Annotated in this window: 1 protein-coding gene and 1 pseudogene; both read right to left on the reverse strand. The window is 45.5% G+C overall.

Annotated features, from left to right (window positions below):
- Positions 1–145 precede the first annotated feature (145 nt).
- Complete coding sequence (locus BOW51_RS10580) at positions 146–718, reverse strand: sulfotransferase family protein (RefSeq protein WP_078477677.1); 573 nt, start codon at positions 716–718, stop codon at positions 146–148.
- A 40-nt stretch (positions 719–758) separates the two neighbouring features.
- Positions 759–1,680: pseudogene (locus BOW51_RS10585) on the reverse strand (hypothetical protein); the annotation flags it as partial.

Raw genomic sequence — 1,680 nt, forward strand, 5'->3', positions numbered from 1 at the left:
CAGGGCGTCCGGGGCAATAAAGGCTGTCGAAGATCGAGTGTAAAAGGGCGACTTGGATGTCCCGTTTTACATCACGAGATCAAAGACACGCTTGTTCAGAAAGGCGTCAGCTTTCGTGGCAGGAACAAAAAGGTAACTGTAGCTACTAGGCATAGGGTTTTAGTCTATTTTTATGTGGAAAAGGTACATTCGGAATATCCACGCCCAGGAATGGGCACAAGCACTCCCATCCATCACCACCGGGAATATTCAAAATCAGAAGCTTTTCTGGGTGGTCCGCAAAATGTAATTTAACCGAACTGCGGTGCCTGTGGTAGGTTTCCGTCCAGGCTGGACGATCAATGCGAGTAAATCCACCAATATAATTGGGATTCTGTAGATTTTTGTTCACCTTTCGCTCTCGACTCTCAAGCCAGCTATCCAAATTCCTGATGGTCAGGATGAACTTGGAATCTTTATAAGTCGCATCCAGCATTTTGAAGCAACCCTCACCGAAGAAATCGGAAAAACTGAAGAACTTATGGTCCAGGCCGCTGAACGGCCTACGATTGTTTTGTATATTGTGTCTCCATAGATCAACCAGTCGGATCTTTTGTATCTCACCATTTTCTTTGGGTAACTTAATGTGATGATGCAATGTCGGAAAATTAAGCATGTCCAGAGCTCTGGACAATGAAGTGGTGCCCGACCTGTTCAGCCCTATATTAAAAATATACATTAACAATCACCCGAAGATTCGTTAGCTGATTTCGAAGTGTTCAGATGCAATGCGTGTGAGTACAAGTTTGTAATTCAATATCAGGAAGCACTGTGTCTGTATGCTGTTTGAGCATTTCTACTAGCTTCTTGTCTTCTGTCTTTTGCATGAAGCTGATCGATGTTGGTCTGTAAACAGGTAGGCCAAACTGCTTGATTTCATCTTCGGCCATTACACAAAGAATTGAGCGGCTAATGGTGTGACTCAGCAATGCGTTTGCTGCCATAAAGCTGTTTTTGATAGCATTGCTGATCTGTATGTCATTGATCCATATAGAGCCACTGTCACACCATGCATTACAATCTGTCTCGTGTGCAAGCTTTCTGATAGCTTCTTGTTCCATTCCTGTCTCATGGTGAATGACAAGGTGGAATGGGGTGGTAAGATCCTCTTTGGCCATTTTTTCCATCATCCGCCTGATAGCTTTAGGGCCCATTTGCGGTATGGCGTTGACCTCGCATATGAGACCACCGCTCTGCAGCCATGATTGGCTAATGTCCTTAATGATCAGATCAATGCCAGCAATGTCAAGCCTGAGCAATCTTGCTGTTTCTATTGCCAGCCTGGTGTTGTCAGGATGAATCTCTTCATGCTTCAGTCTTATTGTCTTGCCGCCGGCTGTCGCGTTGGTTTTTCCTTTGAGGGGTATGAAAACATCACGATCGGGAATGCTATCACTACTGAGACCGCGGGATCTCAGTATGCCTTCTGCTTCTGTATCAATACTGACAAGCTGTCTCTCTGGAGCATGGAGCCTCTTGTTGTTTTGGGCCTCGTTTCTCTCAAGTGCAACGAGTTGCCGGATTGTATGCTTGCCATCTCCGGTGACGCCGGCAGGGAGTTTCATTGTGCAGTTGGCCAATTCCCCATTACACACAGTCAGTCTGTAGCTGATGCCCTCAAAATGTTTTTCCAGCAACAGT

It is taken from the genome of Solemya elarraichensis gill symbiont (assembly GCF_002021095.1).
In the GTDB taxonomy this organism is placed as follows: Bacteria; Pseudomonadota; Gammaproteobacteria; order Chromatiales; family Chromatiaceae.

Excerpts from the sequence above, each read along its gene's own strand:
- BOW51_RS10580 (WP_078477677.1), bottom strand. The coding sequence starts at position 718 with ATGTATATTTTTAATATAGGGCTGAACAGGTCGGGCACCACTTCATTG.